This is a genomic window from Telluria sp. GW821-FHT07G12 (assembly GCF_059418525.1).
Genome location: NZ_JBWKQA010000009.1, coordinates 121,981 through 137,539, shown reverse-complemented (window position 1 = coordinate 137,539; position 15,559 = coordinate 121,981). Strand labels below are relative to the sequence as shown.

Genomic DNA, 15,559 nt, shown 5'->3' with positions numbered 1-15,559 from the left:
TAAACTCGCCACATACTTATATGGAGAGAAACCCATGAAATCCTTCATCTTCGGCGCAGCGCTGTGCGCAGCAGCTTTCCCGGCCCTGGCCCAGACCAACGTCAGCATCAGCGTCGGCCAGCCCGGCTTCTACGGCCGCGTCGACATCGGCGACTTTGCGCCGCAGCCCGTGCTGTACGCGCCGCAGCCGGTGATCGTGCGCCAGGTGCCGTATTACGCGGCGGAGCCGGTCTACCTGCGCGTGCCGCCGGGCCACCGCAAGCACTGGTCGAAGTTCTGCGGCCGTTACGACGCCTGCGGCCGCCCGGTCCTGTTCGTGCGCGACGATTGGTACACCAACACCTACGTGCCGCGCTACCGGGAGCATTTCCACGGCGGCGGCTATCGCCGTCCGGAAGTGCGCGTGGTCGAGCGCGTCGAGTACCGCGACCGCGACCGTGGCCATGAACGTGGCCCCGACCGCGGCCGCTGGGAAGAGCATGGCCGTGGTCACGGCGAGGGTCATGGACGCGGACACGGCGAAGACCATGGACGCGGGCATGGCGAAGGTCACGGCCATGGCCGCGGTCATGACTAAGCTGTCCCTGCTGTAATGACGCCCGCGCCAGCGGCGTTTCCGCCTCCGTAGTAGACTGTTGTTGTTAGCCCGGCAATCCGGGCGCTACCGCGGAGGCAGACTTGCATAGCGAGATTGTGATCGTAGGAGGCGGGGCAGGCGGGCTGGAGCTTGCTTGCAAACTGGGCCGCAAGCTGGGCCCGTCCAAGGTGATGCTGGTGGATAGCCGGCTCTACCATGTCTGGAAGCCCTCGCTGCACGAGGTCGCGGCCGGCACCCTGGACATCCACCAGGAGGGCCTGTCCTACCAGATGCTGGCCCACGACCGCGGCTTCACCTTCGTCTACGGCGCCATGACGGCGCTCGATCACGCCAACAAGGTCCTGAGCGTGGGTGCGGTCAGCGCGCCCAGCGATGGCGAAGAGATCTTCCCCGCGCGCACGATTTCCTACCGCTCCCTGGTGATTGCCGTCGGCAGCACCTCGAATTACTTCGGCGTGCCCGGCGCGCGCGAACACACGATATCCCTGAATGCCACCGAAGACGCCGAACGCTTCCGCCTGCGCCTGCTGCGCCTGCTCGCCCGCGCCGCCGAGGCCAAGGGGCAGGGCGCGTCGAATCCCGGCGTGGCGGTGGCCAAGGCAGTCGGTTCCGGCACCTTCGAGTCCGGGGTGATCGCGACGGACGCGGCCGCTGGGGGCGCGCGCGCGGCCACCGCCGACGCCACCCTCACCGCGAACGAAGCCGCAACGGTGACGGATGCGGGCCTGGCGCCGCAGCGCCCGGCCAACGGCCTGGACATCGTGATCATCGGCGGCGGCGCCACCGGCGTCGAACTGGCGGCGGAGCTGCGTGAAGCCTCCGGCGCCTACGCCGCCTACGGCTTCAACCGCTTGCAGGTGCAGCGCGACGTCCGCATCACCCTGCTGGAAGGCGCGCCGCGCATCCTGGCGCCGCTGCCCGAGAAGGTCTCGGCCTCGGCCGCGCGCCTGCTCGACGAGCGCGCGATCCGCGTGGTCACCGATTGCCGGGTCACCGACATCAAAGCCGATCGCGTCACGGACAAGGACGGCAACGTGTACCCGTCCGATATCTGCGTCTGGGCGGCGGGCATCCGCGCGCCGGAAGTCCTCGCTTCGCTGGGCTTGCCGACCAATAAGGGTGGGGCCATCGAGGTCGACGACCGCCTGCGCGTGAAAGGCGTGGAAGGGGTATTCGCGCTGGGCGACTGCGCCGCCTGCGTCGACGGCAAGGGCAAGCCGGTGCCGCCGCGCGCCCAGGCAGCGCACCAGCAGGCCGACTACGTGCTGAAGACCCTGGTGAACCTGGATGCCGGCCAGGCGCCGCCGAAGGACCCTTATGTCTACAAGGATTACGGCTCGCTGGTGTCGATCGGGCACCAGACCACGGTCGGCAACCTGATGGGCTCGCTACGTGCGAGCTGGTTCGTCGAGGGCTTCCTGGCGCGGATCATGTATCTGAGTCTGCACCTGATGCACCACCAGGCGATCCTGGGCTCGATGCGGACGGGGGTGCTGGCGGTGGCGCGCTTTCTGATCCGGCGGACGACGCCTTTGGTAAAGCTGCATTGAACTTGCTGTCGTTCCCGCGAAAGCGGGAACCCATGCTGAGCCACTAAGCACGCGACGTATGGATTCCCGCCTGCGCGGGAAGTCATTTCCGGCAGTGCCGGGAATGACGTCGGGTTATTGCTTCGGCAGCACCAGCGTCAAAGCCGTACCACCCTCCGGGCCCGGCCCAAGCGTCACCGATCCGCCCAGCAGACGCGCCCGTTCGCGCAGCAGGCGCAGCCCGTGGCAGCTCAGCGAGCTGCCCGCGTTCGCCTCCGGTCCGACGCCATTGTCGCGCACCGTCAGCATCGCCTGGTCGCCGTCGTCGTCCAGGATCACCTCGACTTCGCTGGCCCTGGCGTGGGCGGCCACGTTGCGCAGGCCTTCCTCGGCGGCGCGCAGCAGGGCCACGCCTTGCGCGCGCGAGTACTCAGGTTCCTCGTCCGGCAGGCTGGCGCGCGCCTTGATGCCGTTCTCCTGACCCCATTCGACGACCAGCTCGGCAATCGCGGCTTTCGGGCCGAGGAATTCGAGCTTGTCGTTCCACAGCGCCAGCTGCATCTTGCGGTTGGTTTCGATGATGTTGTTCAGCAGCTGCTTCATCTGCGCCGCGCGGTCGCGCTGGGGCTGCTCCTTCAGGTGTGAGGACAGCAGGCCCAGGTGCATGGTCAGCGCCGTCATCGACGAGCCGAGGCTGTCGTGCAGACGCCGCGCCAGCAGGCGCCGTTCTTCGTCCCAGCAGGTGGTGAGATGGCCGAGCAGCTCGGTGAGTTCCGCGACGCGCGCGGCCGACTCGCCATCCTGATTGGGTGAAGGTGCTTGGGGTACCGAGGCTTTCATGAAAGCAACCAAATAATGTTTCCCAAAATGATACATCAGCTTCGCTCCGGGCGGCGCGCAGGAAATTCCTGTGTGTGTTTCCGTACAGTCGCCGTGGTTTTCTTGGGCGAAGCTGGGCCTACTGCTTGAAGCGCAGCCATCCAATCAAGAGGGGGAATACCATGAGCAACAAGTCGAATGCAACTTCCGCTAACGCCGCCAAAAACGCCGCCATCCACGCCGCCAACATCAGCGGGCAGGACGCCATCGCCCTGCTGAAAGCCGACCACCGCGAAGTCTCGGACATGTTCAAGCAGTTCGAGGAGCTGGGCGACCGCGCCAAGGCCAGCAAGCAGAAGCTGGTCGAGAAGATCTGCCAGTCACTGATCGCCCACACCCAGATCGAGGAGGAAATCTTCTATCCGGCGGTGCGCGAAGACGTCAAGGATTCGGACGACATGGTCGACGAGGCCGTGGTCGAGCACCAGGCCGCCAAGGACCTGATCCAGCAGCTGCAGGAAATGGACCCGGACGAAGACCTGTACGACGCCAAGGTCAAGGTGCTGGGTGAGGAGATCGAACACCACGTCAAGGAAGAGGAAGAGGAAATGTTCCCGAAAGCCAGGAAGAGCGGCCTCGACCTTCTCGCGCTGGGCCAGGAAATGGCGCAGCGGAAGCAGGAAATCCTGTCGACCCTGTAAGCAGGTAAAAAGCCTGGCGCAAATAAAAGCCTGCGCGAGCAGGCTTTTATACGTTGGCTGGGCTCGCTGCTTGTGCTGCAGCCGGTTCGGCCGGCTCGGCCAGGCGCGCCAGCAGGGTCGCCAGGTCGACCGGCTTGACCAGGTGCAGGTCGAAGCCCGCGTCCAGCACGCGGCGCTGGTCTTCGGCCAGGCCGTAGCCGGTCAGGGCGATCAGGCGGATGTCGGCGGTGGCGGGATGCTGGCGCAGCCGGCGTGCGACCTCGTAGCCGTCGATGCCGGGCAGGCCGATATCCACCAGGGCGACGCCGGGCGGCTCGGCGGTCGCCAGCTTCACGCCCTCCAGGCCGTCGCGCGCCTGGATTACCGCGTAGCCATACGAACCCAGCATGGTCGCCATCATCTCGCGGCCATCGTCATTGTCTTCGATCAGCAGCACGGTCGGCTTGGCGGCCACCGCGACGGCGTCGCTCGCCGGCTCCTGCGCCACGGCCGGCTCCGCGCGCGGCAGGCGGATCTCGAAGGTCGAGCCGCCGCCGCTGCCGGCACTGGTGGCGCCGACGCTGCCGCCGTGCAGCTCGACCAGGCGGCGCACCAGCGACAGACCGATGCCCAGGCCGCCCTGCGAGCGGTCGATCGAGATCGAGCCCTGCACGAAGACGTCGAACACATGCGGCAGCAGGTCGGGCGGAATGCCGACGCCGGAATCGCGCACGGTCAGCACCACTTCTTCGCCGACGGTGTCGATGGCGATCTCGATGTTGCCGCCGCTGGGCGTGTATTTCAGCGCGTTGTCGATCAGATTGGTGGCGATCTGCTCCAGGCGGGTCGGGTCGCCGTCGACCCAGCCGGCGTTGACCTTGCTGCTCAGCTGGTAGCCGGCGGTGCGGCCGGTGGCGCGGAAGGTGTCCAGGCAGCTCGACACCAGCGGGCCGATGTCGATGCGTTTCCTGGACAGCAGAATCTTGCCCGACATCGCACGCGACAGATCGAGCAGGTCGTCGACGATGCGCGACAGGTGCTGGGTCTGCCGCTGGATGATCAGGCGCGCGCGCCCGATCGATTCGGCGCCGGCGCCCGGCATGCCGAGCAGGGAAGAGGCGCTGCTGATGGCCGACAGCGGGTTGCGCAGCTCGTGGCCCAGCATCGCCAGGAATTCGTCCTTGGCGCTGCTCTTGCGCTCGGCCGCGCGCCGCTCTTCCATCTCGCGCACCAGGCGCTTGTTGGTGGCGGTCAGCTCGGTGGTGCGCTGCGACAGCTTTTCGGCCTGGCGCTTGAGCTGCTCGTTCTTGGTGGCCAGCGCCACGAATACCTGCACCTTGGCGCGCAGCACCTGCGGAATGACCGGAGTGAACAGGAAGTCGGCGGCGCCGCGCTGGTAGGCCTTCAGGCGGTCGATCTCGTCGGCCAGGAAGGCGGTCACGAAGATGATCGGGATGTCCGCCGAGCGCGGGCGCTGGTGGATCGCCTCCGCGGTCTCGAAGCCGTCCATGCCCGGCATGTTCACGTCCAGCAGGATGACTGCGAAATCGTGGCGCAGCACCTGGCGCAGGGCATCCTGCCCCGAACGGGCCGACAGTACTTCGTAATTGCTTTCCTCGGCCCACTGCTCGAGCAGGCTGGTGAGCGCCAGCAGGCTGGCGGCATCGTCGTTGACAACGAGGATTTTCGGCTTATCGGTGTTCGGCACGGCTTTCGGACCAGAAGGGTCAACGCATTGTATTCACAAACTTTGCAAAGGATAGCAGACCATGCCCCATTGCAAAATAAATCCGGAAAAAGTGTTGCAATTGGTCATGATAACACGGGCGAATTGCAACAAAAAATCAATCGTGCGCACCCCCGTACCATGGTTCGGTGCCGCACATACTAAGCCGCGACGCTTGTGAGATAGTGAAAACGTGTCTGGTTCAACCGTGTCAATGGAAGACAGGCGCCAACTTGAAAGGACAGACATGAATATTCAAATCATCGTAAATGATACCCATCACGACAAATGCTTCCGCGAACTGGTCGACCAGCCGGTCACGGCCCTTCGCGGCATCACCGAGCAACAGGCCAACGCCCTGCGCGACGCGTTTGGCATCAACACCATCGGCGAACTGGCTGAACTGCGCGCCGTGAAATACGCACGTGCCATCCGCACGATGGCCTCGGCCGAAGCAGAGCCGCTCGGGGAAGTGGCCAAGGAAACCCTGATCGACGACGCCGTCGAGATGACCTTCCCGGCCAGCGACCCGGTGTCCATCCAATCCAGCATCACCCGCATCGAAGTGCCGCCGGAGAAGGTCGACGCCAGCACGGACCACCAGGGTGCTGCCGCCATCGAGGCGAGCAACCAGCAAGCCATCGGTAGCAATGCCCTGGGGCAGGGCGGAGACAAGACGGCCGGCGCGGCCTGATTGTTCGTTTGTTGAATAAGGCGGGCGCAGCTGGAAACGGCTGCGCCTGTTTTTTTTGCTGTCGCGCCGGGCATTGCCCAGCCCGACTCCCCGCGAAAGCGGGGATCCATGCTGAATATCAGGAATCGGTAAATGTGATACGCCACGTCCTATCCCGACGTAGGTAGCTTTGGACGTTTTGTATGGATTCCCGCGTGCGCGGGAATGACGGTATCTGATTGATTGGCTCAGCGATGCTGCGCCAGCTCCACCCCAGCCGAGGCCGACGGCGTCACCGCCGGCCCTTGCGGCTTGACGGCCTGCGCCGCCTGGCGCGCCGCGTTGCCGTTGGCGCAGAAGCGGTTCTTGCCCGAGCGCTTGGCTTCGTACAGAGCGTAGTCGGCAATGCTGATCAGGTCGGTGACGTTTTCGGCGTCGTCCGGATACATGCTGATGCCGATACTGGTCGACAGCTGCAGGGTCAGGTCGTTGATGAAGAAGGGCTCGGACAGCGCCTCGACCAGCTTGGCCGCCGGTCCCTGGGCGTCGGCCAGGCAGTGGATGTCGCCGAGCAGGACGATGAATTCGTCGCCGCCCAGGCGCGCCACCGTGTCTTCCTTGCGCGAGTTCGACAGCAGACGCTGCGAGACCATTTTCAGGATCTCGTCGCCATAGGCGTGGCCATAGGTGTCGTTGATCGCCTTGAAGCCGTCCAGGTCCAGGTACATCACCGCCGCCTTGTGGTGGTTGCGGTTGGCGTGCTGGAGGGCGGTCTCGATGCGGTCTTCCAGCAGGCGCCGGTTGGGCAGGCCGGTGAGGGCGTCGTGCAGCGCCAGTTCCTGCTGGGCGCGGCTGTACTGGGCCAGCTCCTTGTAGAGCAGGCGCACTTCGAGCATGTTGTGGATGCGCTTGTGCACTTCCAGCAGGTCGAAAGGCTTGCTGATGAAGTCGCGGGCGCCGGCCTCGAGGGCGGCGATCTTGAAGCTGGGCTGGGCGGTCAGCGCCAATACCGGCAGATAGCCGCCTTGCTCGATCTCCTTCAAGCCCTTCATCACCTGGAAGCCGTTCAGGCCCGGCATTTGCAGGTCGAGGAGGATCAGGTCGTAGTTATGTTCGCGATGCAATGGGCATACCTGCTCCGGCAGCATCGTGGAGCTGACATCGGTGTAGCCTTCTTCCTTCAATATCTCTTCCATGAGTTCGATATTGTCGGGCGAATCGTCTACGACCAGAATCTTTGCGTTCAGGATGTCTTGGCGGCTTGGCATGCGTAATCTCGTCAAATCGAGGCTAACGGCCCGGACAACACTACTCCGAACCCACCTCTACTGCAACTTTTTCTAGTCTAGCAAACGCCACAGAATTTCTTGTAGGACAGCGCCGCGTGCGTGGGTAGGAACAACAACCGCACATTAGCGGACGCTGTTTTGCCCTATGGCAGGGGCTGCAACGCGGTGTACCAGCGGCGCCGTCGGGCCCACCACCGAAGCCACGGTAGCGATCAATTCGCTCGGTTCGACGGGCTTCGAAATATGCGCGGAGAATCCCGCCTCGAGTGCGCGCAACCGGTCTTCCGATCGGGCAAACGCGGTCAGGGCAATCGCCGGGACCTGGCCGCCTTGCTCGATCGGCAGGTGGCGCACCCAGTCGAGCAGCTCGAAACCGTCGACTTCGGGCATGCCGAGATCGCTGATCAAGAGGTTCGGCGTGCATTCCTTGAAGCGCGCAAAGGCTTCGCGCGCGCTGGCGGCGATATGAACGGTGGCGCCGCAATCGGTCAGGATGCGGTTGATCAGCTCGCGGTTGTCGCGGTCGTCGTCGACCACCAGCGCATCGACGCCGTTCAGGTTGCGCACCGTCATGTCCGGCGTGCTCGGGTTCGGCAGGATCATGGCCGCGCGCGCCGAGCGGGCCGGCGCCGGCTGCTGCTTGGCCAGCGGCAGTTCGATGGTGAAGCTGGCGCCGCGGCCTTCGCCGGGGCTCTCGGCGCGCACGGTGCCGCCATGCTGCTCGATCAGCTGCTTGACGATGGACAGGCCCAGGCCCAGGCCGCCATGGCGGCGCGTCATCGAAGCGTCGGCCTGGCGGAAGCGCTCGAACACGTGGGTGATGAACTCGGGCTTGATGCCGGCGCCGTTGTCGCGCACGGTGATCACGACGTTCGCCTCGTTGCGCGTCAGCAGTACTTCGACCAGGCCGTCGCGCGGCGTGAACTTGATGGCGTTCGACAGCAGGTTCCACACCACCTGCTGCAGGCGCGCCGGGTCGCCGGCGATCATGCCGGGATCGTCCACGTACTGCTTCTCGATGCGGATGTTCTTGGCGTCGGCGGCCGGGCGCACGGTCTCGATGGCGGCGTCGATGAAGCCGGTCGGCCCCACCACCTGCATGTCGAGCAAGACCTTGCCCGAGGTAATGCGGCTCATGTCCAGCAAGTCTTCGATCAGCTGGGCCTGGGCGCGGGCATTGCGCTCGATGGTCTGCAGGCCCTTGGCCAGGTCGTTCTGGTCGCGGCTGCCGCGGCGCAGCACCTGGGCCCAGCCGAGAATGGCCGACAGCGGGGTGCGCAGCTCGTGCGACAGGGTGGCCAGGAATTCGTCCTTCATCTGGCTGGTGCGCTCGGCTTCGGCGCGCGCCAGCCTTTCGTTCTCGAGCAGTACCTTGCGCTCCTCGGCGGCGCGCTGGGCCGCTTCGTACAGGCGCGCATTGTCGATCGCCACCGCAGCCTGGGCGGCAATGCCGCGCACGATGCGCTCGGTACGTTCGGTGAACACGCCTGGTTCCGGGTGACCGAAGAACATGGTGCCCAGCACTTCGCCCGAGTGTGCGATCACCGGCACCGCCAGGTAGCTGCGCACCGGCGGATGGCCGGCGGGCGTGCCGGCCCGCACGCCGAACAGCGAGTGGCCGGAGAAGCGCGGGTCCTGGGCGATATCGTCGGCGCGCAAGACTTCCTGCAGCGCCTGGCCCGGCGCCGCCACGCCCGGCCCGAACAGGGCGTTCGAACCGGTCTCGCCGAAGGGTTCGAACTCGGCGGTGCTGGCGCCGGACACCGTGTACAGCGAGAACATCTTGCCGTCCGCACCGTCGCGGCCGTGGTACAGGAAGGCGCCGTGGCGGGCGCCGGCAATGCCGGTGGCGGCGTCGGTGGCCGCCTGCAGCAGCGAATGCAGTTCGCGCGTGGAGGCGAGGGCGCTGCCGGTGCTGTTCAGCAGTTCCAGCACGTGCGACTCGTCGCGCAGCGCCTGCTCGGCGCGCTTGACTTCGTCGACGTCGGTATTCGTGCCGAACCAGCGCGCGACCCGCCCGTGACGGTCGCGCACCGGATTCACACGCGTCAGGAACCAGCGGTATTTGCCGTCCGCGCCGCGGATCGGGTATTCCATTTCGAAGGGGTCGCCACTGCGCACGCTGGCCTGCCAGCGCTCCAGCACCAGCGGCAGCACGGTCGGCTCGCAGGTCGATTGCCAGCCCCAGCCGACCACCTGGTCGGGCGTGGTGCCGGTGTAGTCGAACCAGCGTTCGTTGAACCAGACGATGGCGCCGTCGGCCTGGGCCATCCAGGCCAGCTGGGGAATCGTGTTGGCCAGCGCGCGCAGCACTTCCTCGCTCTGGCGCAGGGTGTCTTCGGCGCTCTTGCGGGCGCTGATGTCCTGCACCACGCCGGTCATGCCCAGTACGCCTTCGCGGCGGTTCGGCTGCGCATAATCCGCGCGTCCGACCAGGGTTACCCAGCGCGCCTCGCCACCGTCGCCCAGCAGGCGGCATTCGAGATCGACCTCGCTCTGGCCGGCAAAGGCCTGCAGCACCGCGCGGCGCACGGTTTCGCGGTCGTTCGGATCGAGGCGGGCGCGCAGCTGGGTCCAGGCCAGCGGCGTTTCCGCCGGCAGGTCGAAGATGGCGGCGGCGCGTTCGCCCAGGGTCAGCTGGTCGCTCGCCGCGTCCCAGCGCCAGTCGCCCAGGCCGCCGGCCGCCAGCGTCACCTGGAGCCTGTTATTACTGAGCAGAAGAGCCTGCTGGTCGGCCTTGCGGCGATCGATGTCCTGGAAGTACAGGGTCAAGCCCTCGGGCGAGGGCAGGGCGCGCACCTCGAACCAGTGGCGCAGCGCCGGATAAAAGAATTCCTGGATCGCCGTTGCGTGGCGCTCCATGGCATTGCGGTAGAGGGTTTCGAGCGCGCTGCCGCGCAGTTCCGGGAAGGCGTCCCACAGGTCCTGGCCGATCAGCTCGGTGCGCGTCTTCTGCAGCGGAGACAGCATCTCGAGCGCGCGGCCGTTGATGTACGTGATGCGCCAGTCGTGATCGACGGCGCAGAAGCCGTCGGTCAGGCTTTCGAGCATGTTTTCCATGCGCTCGTTGGCACGGCGCAGCGCTTCCCTGGCCTGGCTCAGCTCGTCGCTCATCGCGCCTCCTGTGCCGTCGCCGTGCCGGGCCGGACTGGCGCGGAGGCTCTAGGGGTGCTGCAGGTAGAAGCGATTTGAATCATGTTCCGTGGCTGTGTGCGTGCGCAAGGGCCTGCCGCGCGGGAAGCGCGGACGGTCCCGCCCTGCGTACTTGGCAAGCCGTACATGAATTCTAGCCCAGCGCAGGCGGTTTGATGCACACCGTTGCCCGCCTCAGGCACGTGCCTGCTTCTGGCCGGCCACCTTGTCGAGTGCCGCCTGAAGCTGGTCGAGTTCGTAGGGTTTTTGCAGCGACAGGTAGGGGAATTCGACGTGGCGCAGCAGCGTATCGCCGTAACCGGAGGCGAAGATCACCTGCATCGCCGGGGCATCGGCCACTGCCTTGCGCGCCAGTTCGACGCCCGACATGCCGGGCAGGCTGACGTCGGTGAACAGGACATCGTAGCGGCCGGCGGCCAGGCGGGCCAGCGCATCGTCCGGGTGGCCGACGCCGTCGGCATGGTGGCCGAAGGCGCGCAGCATCTCGCAGACCAGGTATTGCGAATCGACGTTGTCCTCGACCACCAGGATGCGCAGCGGACCGGCCGCGGCCTGCTCGGCAGCGCCGGCGGCGGCGGTGGCCGGCGCCAGGACGCACAGCACGCCGTCGGCCTTGCCGTCCGCCGAGCGCAGCGGCGTGAAGTGGAGATCGTGCGTCGCTTCCGCACCCGCGGCAACGCCGGCAAAGCCGAAGGAGCGCGCGCCGGCGATGACGGCTTCGCCATTCCAGGCGCGCTCGAGTTCATTGCTTGCGACGGCGAGCGGCGGCGGCATTACCGGCGGCACGTTGCCGCCCGGGAGCTTGCCGTAGCCGGGGCCGGCCAGGGCGCCGTAGGCCTCGTTGAAGACCACCGTCATGTCGCGGCCCCATACCAGCAGCGCGGGCAGCGGCAGGTTGAACAGCAGGTCGGCCGCCATACGCAGGGGCCATGGCCATTGTCCGGGATCGCCGAGCCGGGTGGCAGACCAGTCATAGGCGCTGGAGGAGCGGGCGGATTGTCCGGGTTGGATCATGGCAGGATGTAAATGTTGTTATCTAAACGAAAAGAACGAAATCCTACACCAAATCGGAAAGCGGGGGCGGCGCGCACGCGCGCAAAAAAAAGCCCGCTCAGGGAGCGGGCTGAATCTATCCTTGGAGGAGAATAGAGGAGACATGAGCATCATGCTGCATCGCAAAAAATAAATCCAATTTATATTAGTAATGACAGTTATTAATAGTCTAAATGGCACAGCAGAGGCCGCTTGAGTGTGCTTCCCCTCGCGCACGCTTGGTGCACTCGGGAAAATGCTCTACGATAGCAAGATGATGAAGAGTTCCTCGCTGTATTTACTACTGTCCGGGTCGCGTCCCGCTGCCCTGCGGGCCGCCACGTTAACCGACGTCTTCGATTCCTGACCCGGCCGATGCACCGTCCAACGAGCTCTTCGTCGAACCGCGGCATGCGCCACCGGCTGGCCGGCTGGACCTTGTTGTGCGCCGCCGCCCTGTGCTGCGAGCATGGCCTGCTGCCGCCGGCGCGGGCCGAGAATGCCGTTACCAGCCCGGCCCTCGAGCGGCGCGTGAAGGCGGCCTTCCTGTATAAATTCCTCGGCTATGCCGAATTCCCCGCGGGCGCCTTTGCCGACACCGCCAGCCATGTCACGATCGGCGTGCTCGGCGCCGACGACCTGGCCGCCGAGCTGGCGCGCATCGTCAGCGGGCGCACCGTGAACAACCGTCCGATCGTGGTGCGCGTGCTGCGCGAGTCCGAGCTGGGGACCCCGGTGCACCTGCTGTTCATCGGCGGCCTCGATGGCGGCCGGGTGGGGCGCCTGGTGCGCGGGGCCGGCAACGCGCTGCTGGTCGTGACCGAATGCGAAGGCGGTCTGCAGCAGGGCAGCGCGATCAATTTCCGTATCGTCGACGAACGCGTGCGCTTCGACGTCGCGCTGGACGCGGCGGAACGCAATGGCATCAAACTCAGTTCGCGCCTGCTGACGGTGGCGAACCGGGTGCAGAAAGGAGCGCTGCAATGACAGGCGCGATCGCAAAGGCGGGCGACAACTCGGTGCGCCGCAAACTCATCCTGATGGCGGTGTCGACCACGCTGGCGGCCCTGGTGGCGGCCTCGGTGGCGATGCTGCTGGTCGACCTGCGCGCCTTCCAGCGCTACTGGACCGACGACCTGATGACCCAGGCCGACATCATGGCGCGCGTGACCGCGCCGGCGCTGGCCTTCAACGACGAGGAGACGGCGCGCCAGAACCTGGCGGTGCTGCGGGTACGCCCGCAAATTCTCGCAGCCGCCATCTATACCAGCAACGGTACCCGCTTCGCCGGCTACGTGGCGCCGGGCACGGCGGGCAGCGCGACCCGGCTGCCGCCGCGTCCGCAGGCTTCCGGCTACCGCATCGAAGGCGGCGAGCTGGTCGTGTTCCGCAACATCGTCGAGAACGGCGACATGGTCGGCACCGTCTACCTGCGCTCGCGCTACGGCCTGTTCGAGCGCCTGCTCAGCTACGGCGCCATCCTCGGCGCGGTGATGCTGGGCGCGCTGGCGATCGCCTGGCTGGTCGCCTCGCGCCTGCAGGAAGCGATCACGCGGCCGCTCGAATCCGTAACAAGCGTCGCGCGCCAGGTGATGCAGCGGCGCGACTATGCCCTGCGCGTGCCGGGCAAGGAGAGTGGTGAGATCGGCGTGCTGATCGACGCCTTCAACGAGATGCTGGCCGAGATCGGGCGCCGTTCGGACGCGCTGCAGGAAGCCAACGCCACGCTGGAACACGAGATGCAGGTGCGTCAGCGCGCGGAACAGGCGCTGATCGTGGCCGACCGCCGCAAGGACGAATTCCTGGCGACCCTGGCGCACGAGCTGAGGAATCCGCTGGCGCCGATCCGCACCGGCCTCGACATCCTGCGCCTGCGCAGCGGCGACGCCCAGGCCACCCAGCGCGCCACCGACATCATGGAACGCCAGCTGCGCCAGATGGTGCGCCTGGTTGACGACCTGCTGGACGTCTCGCGCATCAACACCGGCAAGTTCACGATCAAGTCCGGCCGCGTCGAGCTGAAGGCGGTGGTCAACGACGCGCTCGAGGTGGTCCGCCCCTACATCGACTTGCACGGCCACGAGCTGCAGATCGACCTGCCGGACCGCCCCGTGTTCCTGAACGGCGACGCCACGCGCCTGGCGCAGATCCTGTCGAACCTGCTGAACAACGCGGCCAAGTACACCAACCGCGGCGGCCGCGTCAGCCTGAAGGCGACCGTCGAGGACCGCACCCTGGTGGTGGTCGTGGCGGATACCGGCATCGGCATCGCGCCGGACATGCTGAACACCGTGTTCGAGATGTTCGTACAGGTCGATTCGACGCTGGAGCGCTCGACCGCCGGCCTGGGTGTCGGCCTGTCGCTGGCGCGCAAGCTGGTGGAACTGCACGGCGGGGCGATCGAGGCGCACAGCGCCGGCCTGGGCGACGGCAGCCAGTTCGTGGTGCGCCTGCCGATCGTGGTCGATCCGGAGCTGCCGGCCAAGCCAACCCCGGCGGCCTTTATCGGCGGCGAGACCTACCGCATCCTTCTGGCGGACGACAACGTCGACTTCGTCAACAGCATCGGCGCGCTGCTGACGGCGATGGGGCACAGCGTGGTCATCACCCACAACGGCCCGGATGCGCTGGCCGCGGCCAAGCGCTTCTGCCCGGATTACGCCTTCCTCGACATCGGCTTGCCGCAGATGTCCGGCTACGACCTGGCGCGCGGCATCCGCGGCCTGTCCTGCGGCGCGATGACGGTGATGATCGCGGTGACCGGCTGGGGCCAGGAGAAGGACCGCCAGCTGGCCTTCGAGGCCGGCTTCGATCACCACATGGTCAAGCCGGTCCGCTTCGAGCAGATCGAGGAAATCCTCGGCAACCGCAGCCTGATCAAGAAGCTGCGGACATAAAAAAAGCGGAAGCGCTTTCGCACCTCCGCTCCAATGCCGTGTAGACGGACGCTGGAACTCAAGCAGCCTGGTTCGCGGCCTGCTTGCGGCGGCGAGCCAGGAAGCCCAGGACACCCAGGCCAGCCAGCATCATGCCGTAAGTTTCAGGTTCCGGAACCGGAGCCAGCATCACGGCGCCGCCAAACGAGGCCGAGGTATCCGACACGAGGTTACCGCTCACCAGGACGTAGTAGTCGCCGGCGGCCAGGTTGTCGCTGGACAGGGTCCAGACATCCATTTCACCCGAGTGCAGCGAAGTACCCGAGGTGACCAGGGTATCACCAGCGGTGCCGCCAGTGCCGGTGCCGCCGCCAACGCGATACAGCGACAGGGCGCTGAAATCGAGGCCGGTGTCTGCAGTGCGGCTGATCGACGAAACGATGGCATCGAAGTTCATGCTGGTGGTGCCGGTCACCGAGAAGGTGAAGTGGTCGGCAAAGGTGGCGCCATTGTTGTTCATGGCAAAGGTGTCACCGAAGAAGCCGCTGCCATCGGTCAGGTCCAGGACCTGCGGGGTGTTGCCGATAACGGTGGCGGTAGGTGCCGGGGTCGTCTGTGCCATGACGGCCGACGAACCGAAGGTTGCGGTAGCAAACACGATACCAGCGATCAAAGATTTATTCATTTCTTACCTCGCAAAGAAACAGCTGCGTCCTGCAGCTTGGTTTTTCAAGAATCGGGGAACTTCATCGTAGCAAAACGTCGATAAAGCGCGTGAAAAACGGCTAATGTGTGCGCTTCTGCGAGGAAAAATGCGTCCGATCAATAATTTCCGACAGGACTCGACTTCTACCCGATTCTCATAGAGGAGGCGGGTCTGATTGCATTAACGAGTAGAAAAACTTATCAGGGTTGCCAAGTATTTGTAGGATCGATCCTACTTGCAGACGCGAGAATCTCCTCGGCCGAGTTCATTTCCGTTGGCGAACTTTTATTGAACGCTCGGCAAAAAACTTGCCGGCTTGGACTGCTCGTATGGATGAGCGTATGGAAGAGGCAAATAAAATGGCTCAGAAATCGCTTTCTGAGCCATTCTCATCGAAAAAGTGGTGCGGCTGGCAGGAATCGAACCCACGACCCCTTGGTTCGTAGCCAAGTACTCTATCCAGCTGAGCTACAGCCGC

At 65.5% G+C, this 15,559-nt stretch carries 12 protein-coding genes and 1 tRNA gene; 6 read left to right on the top strand and 7 right to left on the bottom strand.

Annotated elements, in window-relative coordinates:
• The first annotated feature begins 34 nt into the window (after nucleotides 1-34).
• Both AC07PE_RS25360 and AC07PE_RS25355 read left to right on the top strand, forming a co-directional pair.
• Nucleotides 35-577, top strand: a complete 543-nt coding sequence (locus AC07PE_RS25360) for a hypothetical protein (protein WP_498769776.1) — start codon at nucleotides 35-37, stop codon at nucleotides 575-577.
• 101 nt (nucleotides 578-678) lie between these two features.
• On the top strand, nucleotides 679-2,148 hold the full coding sequence (locus AC07PE_RS25355) for an NAD(P)/FAD-dependent oxidoreductase (protein WP_498769774.1): 1,470 nt from the start codon (nucleotides 679-681) through the stop codon (nucleotides 2,146-2,148).
• Nucleotides 2,149-2,262: 114 nt separating this feature from the next.
• Here AC07PE_RS25355 and AC07PE_RS25350 read toward each other — a convergent pair whose 3' ends face one another.
• Nucleotides 2,263-2,967: a sensor histidine kinase gene (locus tag AC07PE_RS25350; RefSeq protein WP_498769772.1), complete on the bottom strand. Its 705-nt coding sequence runs from the start codon at nucleotides 2,965-2,967 to the stop codon at nucleotides 2,263-2,265.
• Nucleotides 2,968-3,128: 161 nt separating this feature from the next.
• On the opposite strand from AC07PE_RS25350, the gene AC07PE_RS25345 reads away from it, so the two are divergent.
• Nucleotides 3,129-3,647, top strand: a complete 519-nt coding sequence (locus AC07PE_RS25345) for a hemerythrin domain-containing protein (RefSeq protein ID WP_498769770.1) — start codon at nucleotides 3,129-3,131, stop codon at nucleotides 3,645-3,647.
• Between the two features lie 46 nt (nucleotides 3,648-3,693).
• Here AC07PE_RS25345 and AC07PE_RS25340 read toward each other — a convergent pair whose 3' ends face one another.
• Nucleotides 3,694-5,334 (bottom strand): response regulator, encoded by a 1,641-nt coding sequence (locus AC07PE_RS25340; RefSeq protein WP_498769768.1) that lies wholly within the window; start codon nucleotides 5,332-5,334, stop codon nucleotides 3,694-3,696.
• A 265-nt stretch (nucleotides 5,335-5,599) separates the two neighbouring features.
• On the opposite strand from AC07PE_RS25340, the gene AC07PE_RS25335 reads away from it, so the two are divergent.
• A complete protein-coding gene (locus AC07PE_RS25335) occupies nucleotides 5,600-6,046 on the top strand; it encodes a hypothetical protein (RefSeq protein WP_498769766.1) in 447 nt (148 codons plus the stop codon).
• A gap of 227 nt (nucleotides 6,047-6,273) precedes the next feature.
• Here AC07PE_RS25335 and AC07PE_RS25330 read toward each other — a convergent pair whose 3' ends face one another.
• From AC07PE_RS25330 to AC07PE_RS25320, 3 genes are all read right to left on the bottom strand, one after another.
• Nucleotides 6,274-7,293 (bottom strand): response regulator, encoded by a 1,020-nt coding sequence (locus tag AC07PE_RS25330; RefSeq protein ID WP_498769764.1) that lies wholly within the window; start codon nucleotides 7,291-7,293, stop codon nucleotides 6,274-6,276.
• A gap of 144 nt (nucleotides 7,294-7,437) precedes the next feature.
• Nucleotides 7,438-10,428 (bottom strand): hybrid sensor histidine kinase/response regulator, encoded by a 2,991-nt coding sequence (locus tag AC07PE_RS25325; RefSeq protein WP_498769762.1) that lies wholly within the window; start codon nucleotides 10,426-10,428, stop codon nucleotides 7,438-7,440.
• A gap of 213 nt (nucleotides 10,429-10,641) precedes the next feature.
• The gene (locus AC07PE_RS25320) at nucleotides 10,642-11,481 is read right to left on the bottom strand and encodes a response regulator (protein WP_498769760.1); all 840 of its coding nucleotides are present in this window, start codon (nucleotides 11,479-11,481) and stop codon (nucleotides 10,642-10,644) included.
• Nucleotides 11,482-11,874: 393 nt separating this feature from the next.
• Between AC07PE_RS25320 and AC07PE_RS25315 the strand changes: the two genes are divergently transcribed.
• Nucleotides 11,875-12,486, top strand: coding sequence for a TOL_0243 family YfiR-like periplasmic protein (locus tag AC07PE_RS25315; RefSeq protein WP_498769758.1), 612 nt, complete (start codon nucleotides 11,875-11,877; stop codon nucleotides 12,484-12,486).
• Entirely contained in the window at nucleotides 12,483-14,396 is a 1,914-nt protein-coding gene (locus tag AC07PE_RS25310) for a sensor histidine kinase, YfiR-like protein-associated (RefSeq protein WP_498769756.1), read from the top strand. The genes AC07PE_RS25315 and AC07PE_RS25310 overlap by 4 nt, the downstream gene beginning before the upstream one ends.
• A 58-nt stretch (nucleotides 14,397-14,454) precedes the next feature.
• On the opposite strand, the gene AC07PE_RS25305 is transcribed toward AC07PE_RS25310, so the two are convergent.
• Together AC07PE_RS25305 and AC07PE_RS25300 are read right to left on the bottom strand one after the other, a co-directional pair.
• On the bottom strand, nucleotides 14,455-15,033 hold the full coding sequence (locus AC07PE_RS25305) for an FxDxF family PEP-CTERM protein (RefSeq protein ID WP_498769754.1): 579 nt from the start codon (nucleotides 15,031-15,033) through the stop codon (nucleotides 14,455-14,457).
• A gap of 449 nt (nucleotides 15,034-15,482) precedes the next feature.
• Nucleotides 15,483-15,559, bottom strand: a tRNA-Arg gene (locus AC07PE_RS25300).

What these genes read in the sequence shown, in the direction of transcription:
- AC07PE_RS25360 (WP_498769776.1), top strand. Translation starts at nt 35, where the DNA reads ATGAAATCCTTCATCTTCGGCGCAGCGCTGTGCGCAGCAGCTTTCCCG.
- AC07PE_RS25320 (WP_498769760.1), bottom strand. Translation starts at nt 11,481, where the DNA reads ATGATCCAACCCGGACAATCCGCCCGCTCCTCCAGCGCCTATGACTGG.
- AC07PE_RS25315 (WP_498769758.1), top strand. Translation starts at nt 11,875, where the DNA reads ATGCACCGTCCAACGAGCTCTTCGTCGAACCGCGGCATGCGCCACCGG.
- AC07PE_RS25310 (WP_498769756.1), top strand. Translation starts at nt 12,483, where the DNA reads ATGACAGGCGCGATCGCAAAGGCGGGCGACAACTCGGTGCGCCGCAAA.
- AC07PE_RS25325 (WP_498769762.1), bottom strand. Translation starts at nt 10,428, where the DNA reads ATGAGCGACGAGCTGAGCCAGGCCAGGGAAGCGCTGCGCCGTGCCAAC.
- AC07PE_RS25345 (WP_498769770.1), top strand. Translation starts at nt 3,129, where the DNA reads ATGAGCAACAAGTCGAATGCAACTTCCGCTAACGCCGCCAAAAACGCC.
- AC07PE_RS25350 (WP_498769772.1), bottom strand. Translation starts at nt 2,967, where the DNA reads ATGAAAGCCTCGGTACCCCAAGCACCTTCACCCAATCAGGATGGCGAG.
- AC07PE_RS25330 (WP_498769764.1), bottom strand. Translation starts at nt 7,293, where the DNA reads ATGCCAAGCCGCCAAGACATCCTGAACGCAAAGATTCTGGTCGTAGAC.
- AC07PE_RS25335 (WP_498769766.1), top strand. Translation starts at nt 5,600, where the DNA reads ATGAATATTCAAATCATCGTAAATGATACCCATCACGACAAATGCTTC.